We start from the raw sequence: 7079 nt of genomic DNA on the forward strand, positions 1-7079 counted from the left end.
TGTCAGATGGGGTTATTTTCCTTAGGTCGTGTTATAATAGATACAGTATAGTACAGATGCAACTTCGGGGGTGGTACAGATGGACGGGCAAGAAGAAAACGTCACGAAGCATGAACAGCTTCTACAGCATATCGAACAATTGAAGGTGGGTAGCAAAATCTCGGTACGCGGGCTTGCACGTGAACTGGGGGTAAGTGAGGGAACAGCTTATCGTGCCGTTAAAGAGGCGGAGAACTTCGGACTGGTCGTGACGAAAGAGAGAATCGGAACGGTGCGGATCGAAAAAAGACCTCGGGGCATGTCGGAGCAACTGACCTTTGCCGATGTTGTCACGATTGTGGAGGGACATGTGCTGGGTGGTAATGAAGGCCTGGCCAAGCCTTTGCACAAGTATGTGATTGGTGCGATGAAGGAGCAGGCGATGGCACGTTACATTGATGCTGGGAGTCTGCTTATTGTTGGTAACAGGGAAGATGCTCATTCCTTGGCATTGGAACAAGGAGCTGGCGTATTGATTACGGGTGGTTTTGGTACAAGCAGGGATGTAAGGATTATGGCAGATGAACTGGGACTGCCGATTATCTCCTCCAGACATGATACCTTTACGGTGGCCTCTATGATTAACCGTGCGATCTTTGACCGGCTGATCAAGAAAAAAATCATGCTGGTGGAGGATATTATCGGTCAGAAACCCCGTCTGCAAGTGCTCAAAGTGACGAGTTCGGCCGCGGATTTTCATTCGCTGGTGTCGGAGACAGGGGAGCACCGTTTTCCGGTTGTGGATGAATGGAACCGGGTCATCGGCATTGTGAGTCTGAAGGATGTCAGTGAGCTACAGGCGGATCAAAGCATTGAAAAGTGTGTCGTTCGCCGTCCGATTACAGCCTCGTTACAGACATCCCTTGCTTCTGCTGCGCAGATTATGACCTGGGAAGGCATTGATTTCCTGCCCATCGTTGACCGAAACCGCAAGCTTATTGCTTCCGTTACACGCAAGGAAGTACTGCAGGCCATGCGTGATGCGCAGAAGCAGCCCCAGCTTGGCGAGACGTTTGATCATCTGATCTGGAACGGATTCGCGGAAGAACGTGGGGAACAGAACGAACTGTTGTTCCACGGTTTCATTATTCCCCAGATGGCCACGGATTTGGGGACGATCTCGGAAGGCGTGTTACTGAATGTCATGACGCAAGCTGCCCGAAGAGCCGCTTGGGATGTCACAGGTAACGACCATGTGGTCGATAACGTAACGACATATTTTGTCCGTCCGGTGCAGATTGAAGATCAGATTATGGTGCGTCCCATGATTCTGGAAACGAGCCGCAGGACATGCAAAATGGATATTGTCATTACCCGCGAGGGCAGTGTGGTGTGCAAGTCCGTCATGACGCTGCAGTCCATAGACCACGCTTAGAATAAATGCATAAAACCTTCTCAGAAGCGTTGGTCTGGAAACATATCCAGGCATATAAAAAAGAGAGCGATAGCCCGGTCAGGGGAAAAAGTGAGCCATTAATCTGCTATGCAGCATTTGCACTTTGACATGTACGGATCAACTTGCACAGATGACAGCAATGCAGCAAGTGCATATGGCTTACTTTATTCACCTCAAGTTTGTTCGGGAGTGCTCTCTTTTTTTTGCCAATATGTTGTCCAAACCTGACTTGTGCCAAAATGCTTCGGAATGTGCATCGTTTTAATCTAAGCCGGTGTATTGCTGGAATGCTGTTTAAGTCTGGCGTAGTAACTGCGATTACGGATACCAGCAAACACATTGTAAGCTCCCATGATCAGGAAAAGCGCTTCCACAATGACAGATAGCGTAGAACCGGTAAAAACAAACATCAGGATCAGTGCGAGAATGATAAGCATGCAGCCCATCCAGATATTCGTCCAGGAGCGATACAAACCGGCAACATGTGGGTCAGTTGTCCGGCGTGAACGAATGCTGTTCAGTGCAGAACAGATCATAGCGATGGCGAAGAGGGCGATCAGAAAATACTTGAATACTTCGATCAACACGCAGAAGCAACTCCTTTTTTAAAAAACATAGACTGCCCTTATTGTAGCATGTGACCATGCAGACTAGGGCAGTTTTTTGCATTTTTCGGAGATTATGCTGGAACATGCATGCGGATCTGTACCCAGACTTGTAAAACGCCTTCCATGACAAGCATCGTTTTGACCTGGACCGAATATTCTTTTTCCCTGACCTTATAAATTTTCTGATTAAGCATGATGCGTGTCATTTTGCTATATTCGTCGATGTTAAATACATCTCTTCCTCGCAAAACTTCAAGCTCATCTCCGAGCTTTTGTAACATCAGTTTTAGTGAGGCCTCATCCGGGCCTTTATCGGATTCTTCGGCGCGAACTTTGATCTCTTTGATAACCGTTTGGCGCTTACTGTACTTTTTCAGCGTTTTTATATCCTCCTCGTTCTGGTGTAGTTGAAGTTGCAACTCCTGATTATTTAGCCACAGTTTGTTGTAACTGAGATGAAACACACCGTTATACACAACACATCCGGCGATCATTCCGAGCACAAATACGGCAGTCATACGCATCAACGGGCGGTAGCGGGAGAAGGGGGGGAGTCTCATACAGAGTCATCGCGGCTCATCTAACCCCGGCCTCCGCCACACACCCATTTCACCAGTTCGGTTCCCATATGTGCACCCATAAAGGCTGAGATCAGGTATAGGATTTGTTTAACTGCCGGTGACAGGTTGCCATCCAGAAAATTACTCTCAATGACTCGCATCGGATCGATCGTACCACCCACAGCGGCAGCGAGTGCCCAGATTTTAATTTTTCCAGAAATATCGAGCATTGTTTGTGTGGGAGGCTGAAGGGAAATGACAGCACCTATACCTCCAATCATCGCGCCGCCCAGCACGATTCCAAATGCTATAAAGAAGTCAAGAATGGCTTTGGATAAAAAAGTGCTCACCCACAACACTCCTTTCAGACCAGCAGCCTACCGCCTGTTTTGGGTCTGTGCAACAGGGGAAGCAGCTTGTACTTCTATTGTATGGGCGAGCCCCCTGACGTTATGATAAAATAGAATAATAAACTCCTTTATTTAGATAGAGAATTCAATTTTAACGGGAACATTCATGTAGGTGCATATTTACGCGAATTTCGATGATTCGGATTTTGCGCATGATAAAGTACACTACGGCGGCACACAGCATCAATGATGAGAGCTGCCACTGTAAGCGGGGAAAGGAAGTAAAAAGACATGAGTTCTTTTGTGCATTTGCATGTTCACAGTGAATATAGTTTGCTGGACGGCGCTGCGCGTATTCCGGATCTCGTGGATAAAGCCGCAGATCTGGGGATGACGACACTTGCGCTGACCGATCATGGTGTAATGTATGGGGCTATCCCATTTTATAAAGCCTGCGTCGAGCGGGGAATTAAACCGATTATCGGCTGCGAAGCATACATGACGGCAGGTTCTCGCAAAGAACGGGGAAGCCGGAAGGATCAACCGATATATCATTTGATTTTGCTGGCGAAAAATATGACCGGTTATCGGAACTTGATGAAGTTGTGTTCTATCGGACATCTCGAAGGTTTCCATTATAAACCGCGTATCGACATGGAGAGTTTGGCGGCACATCATGAGGGAATTGTTTGCCTGAGCGCTTGTCTCGGCGGCGAAGTTCCTCAGCATCTGCTGCATGGGCGTGAAGAAGAGGCGCGCCGTGCCGCGATACGTTACAAAAACATCTTTGGCTCCGACTTTTATCTGGAACTACAGGATCACGGACTGGCTGAGCAAAAAAGAGTCAATCCGCAGCTGATCAAACTCGCTGCTGAATTGGAAATCCAGCTTGTGGCAACGAACGATGCTCATTATCTATCCGAAGAGGATGCAGAATTGCAGGATGTACTGATCTGTATCGGGACAGGTAAAACGGTAGAGGATGAGACTCGTTTGCGGATCGGAACGAACCAATTGTATTTGAAGAGCGGCGAGCAAATGGCTCGTCTGTTCCCCCATGTGCCGGAGGCCATCGCTAATACAGTCCGTATCGCCGATTCTTGCGAACTGGAGCTGGAATTTGGCAAATCCATTTTACCGGAATACCGTCCGTTGCCTGAAGGTTTGGGTCCGTCTGCATATCTGCGTCAGTTGTGTGAAGAGGGTATGAACGCCCGTTATGCTGACTCTGACCGGTGGAACGATACGGCGCTTCGTACAGAGCTGGAGCAACGGCTGGACTATGAGTTGCGCGTTATTGACAGCATGGGATTTTCGGATTATTTCCTGATCGTGTGGGATTTCATCGCCTATGCGCATAAGCAGGGGATTGTCACCGGACCAGGTCGGGGTTCATCGGCAGGAAGCCTGGTCGCCTATACACTGCGTATTACGGATGTCGATCCCATGAAATATAACCTGCTCTTCGAGCGTTTTCTCAATCCTGAGCGGATATCTATGCCCGATATCGATATCGATTTCAGTGATGAACGTCGTGACGAAGTCATTGATTATGTGGCACAGAAATACGGCAAAGCCCATGTTGCCCAGATTATTACGTTTGGAACCATGGCAGCCCGGGCTGCAGTCCGTGATGTAGGGCGGGCGCTGAATGTGCCGTATGGCGAAGTGGACAAGGCTGCGAAACTGATTCCGGCACAGCTAGGCATTAACATTGAACGAGCAATGGAAGCTACGCCGGAGCTGAAGGCGTTATATGAGACGAAACCCAAAACACGTGAACTGCTCGATATGGCAATGAAGGTGGAAGGCATGCCTCGTCATGCTTCTACGCATGCTGCGGGTGTCGTCATTTCACGAGATCCGCTGACGGATGCCGTTCCATTGCAGGAAGGAAGCGAAGGAACAGCTTTGACGCAGTATTCCATGGAAAATCTGGAATCGATAGGGCTGCTTAAGATGGACTTTCTCGGACTACGCACCCTCTCTATTATAGAACGCTGTCTGCGCTGGATTGGGGAGCGTGCGGAAGTTCCTGATTTTACACAAATTTCTGATGATGATTCCCTTACCTATGAGATGTTAGGCAGGGGGGATACGATGGGCGTATTCCAGCTGGAATCCGCAGGTATGCGCCGGGTCTTAAAAGAATTAAAGCCAAGTGTGTTTGAAGATATTATCTCCGTTCTGGCATTGTATCGTCCGGGTCCGATGGAGTTTATTTCGAAATATATTCAGGGTAAGCACGGGCAGATTGAAGTGGATTATCCACATGGCGATCTGGAGCCGATTTTGAAAGATACCTATGGCATTATTGTATATCAGGAACAGATCATGCAGATTGCTTCTCGCATGGCAGGTTTCTCCTTGGGAGAAGCGGATTTGTTACGCCGAGCCGTTTCCAAGAAAAAAAGGGAAGTGCTCGATCTGGAACGAGGGCACTTCGTCCAGGGCAGTCTGAAACAAGGATACAGTGAAGCGGAAGCGGATCTTGTTTATGATATGATTGTCAAATTTGCCAACTACGGCTTTCCACGTGCTCACGCAGCAGCGTATGGTGTGCTTGCATTCCAAACGGCTTACTTGAAGGCGCACTATCCTGTGCATTTCATGGCTTCTATGCTAACCGCGGTTATGGGAAGCCACCGTAAGGTTGCAGAGTACGTAGTGGAATGCCGTCACATGCAGATTAATGTGCTCCCGCCGGATGTAAATGAAAGTGGCATTTTGTTTACACCTGTTTTTGCTTCATCTGCTGTGAAGAAGATGGGTGAATCAGGGGAATCGGATGGTACTGAGCAGGATAACCACAGTGAGCTTGCAGGTACAGGTGGACATACCGAAAGACGTGAAGCTTCCGAAGCCCGCGAAGATGTTTCTTATGATAACTACGGAGAACATGGGGAGTACGGAGAGGCGCCTTTACCGGATGATCCTGGGCCTATGCCGGAGGATAACGAACACATAACAGAAATGGGAATAAGTGAATACCGCGATAATTGGCAGGCGGTTTCCGCTAAGTCGGATTCGAAAGCATCCGGTCGTCAGTTAGATCCGGGTCTGGTGAAAATATCTGTGTCAGACACTGTGCTTGGATCGGAACAGGTTCATGATCAGCAAGAATTGCGGGATCATGATAGGATGCAGGGTGCCGAGCATGCTCAGTCGGAGGATGAGACGCACAACCAGAATCGCGATCAGGCTTATGGACAGATTCAGGAAAAGGCATCCGAATTAAGCGATGAGGATAGCGGAGCAGTAACGATATGGTCCTCAGGAGCCATTCGTTTCGGGCTGGCTGCAGTGAAAAATGTCGGTACACAAGCGATGGAAAGCATTATGGCAGTCAGACAGGAAAAACCGTTCGACAGTCTGCTCGATTTTTGTCGCCGTGTGGATCTGAGAGTGTGCAACAAACGTGTCATTGAATCGCTGATTCAGGCTGGAGCATTTGACAGCTTGCCAGGACACCGCGCGCAACTGCTGGCAATGTTAGACGAGACCGTTGAAGCGGCTCTGAAATGGCGTAAAGAACGTGAGGACTTGCAGATTCAGCTGTTTGATTTTGTGGAGACACCAAACTGGGAGATTGAATATCCGGAAATTCCGCCGTTCTCGGCAAGTCAGCAACTGGAACTGGAACGTGAATTGCTTGGTCTGTATCTGTCCGGTCATCCTCTGGATGACTACGAAGATGTGCTCGCATCGAGCGGGGCTGACCGGATCATGGAATTGACGGAAGCGGCTGACGATACGATGGCCGTCGCCGCAGGTATGGTGGTGTCCGTGAAGTCGATTACGACGAAACAGGGCAAGGCGATGGCGTTCATGGAGCTGGAAGACCAGGTCGAACGCTGCGAAGTGGTTCTCTTTCCCGAGGTATGGCGGCGAAGCCAGCAGCATGTCGGGAAAGGCGAATTGCTCGTCGTGCGTGCCAAGGTGCAGCAGCAGGACGAGGGCTTTAAGCTGCTGGCCGAGGAAGTGTCGCCGCTGACATCGGCGGCACTGGAACAGCAGCTGCGCAGCCGCGACCGCCGCGGCAAGCCCGGCAGCGGCAGCGCTGCGCGCCCGGCGCAGGCGGCTTCGCCGCAGCGACCAGCGGGCGCGCGAGCCGCAGCGCAGCGCA

At 49.7% G+C, this 7079-nt stretch carries 5 protein-coding genes; 2 read left to right on the forward strand and 3 right to left on the reverse strand.

Going from position 1 to position 7079, the window contains the following annotated elements; translation table 11 throughout:
- Positions 1–79 precede the first annotated feature (79 nt).
- Complete coding sequence (locus EC604_RS28730; protein ID WP_123067378.1) at positions 80–1414, forward strand: DRTGG domain-containing protein; 1335 nt, start codon at positions 80–82, stop codon at positions 1412–1414.
- Between the two features lie 287 nt (positions 1415–1701).
- On the opposite strand, the gene EC604_RS28735 is transcribed toward EC604_RS28730, so the two are convergent.
- The 3 genes from EC604_RS28735 to EC604_RS28745 all read right to left on the reverse strand — a co-directional run bounded on the left by EC604_RS28735 (position 1702) and on the right by EC604_RS28745 (position 2953).
- Positions 1702–2022 (reverse strand): YtpI family protein, encoded by a 321-nt coding sequence (locus EC604_RS28735; RefSeq protein WP_192895176.1) that lies wholly within the window; start codon positions 2020–2022, stop codon positions 1702–1704.
- Positions 2023–2114: 92 nt separating this feature from the next.
- Entirely contained in the window at positions 2115–2603 is a 489-nt protein-coding gene (locus EC604_RS28740; protein WP_123067379.1) for a hypothetical protein, read from the reverse strand.
- 20 nt (positions 2604–2623) lie between these two features.
- Positions 2624–2953 carry a YtrH family sporulation protein gene (locus EC604_RS28745; RefSeq protein WP_090920214.1) on the reverse strand — a complete coding sequence of 110 codons (330 nt, stop codon included), beginning with the start codon at positions 2951–2953 and terminating at the stop codon, positions 2624–2626.
- A gap of 291 nt (positions 2954–3244) precedes the next feature.
- Between EC604_RS28745 and EC604_RS28750 the strand changes: the two genes are divergently transcribed.
- Positions 3245–7079: DNA polymerase III subunit alpha (locus EC604_RS28750; protein ID WP_240037292.1), on the forward strand; the 3835-nt coding region annotated here is incomplete at its 3' end.

The organism is Paenibacillus amylolyticus (assembly GCF_003719335.1).
Classification (GTDB): domain Bacteria; phylum Bacillota; class Bacilli; order Paenibacillales; family Paenibacillaceae; genus Paenibacillus; species Paenibacillus amylolyticus_D.

What these genes read in the sequence shown, in the direction of transcription:
- EC604_RS28740 (WP_123067379.1), bottom strand. Translation starts at nt 2,603, where the DNA reads ATGAGACTCCCCCCCTTCTCCCGCTACCGCCCGTTGATGCGTATGACT.
- EC604_RS28730 (WP_123067378.1), top strand. Translation starts at nt 80, where the DNA reads ATGGACGGGCAAGAAGAAAACGTCACGAAGCATGAACAGCTTCTACAG.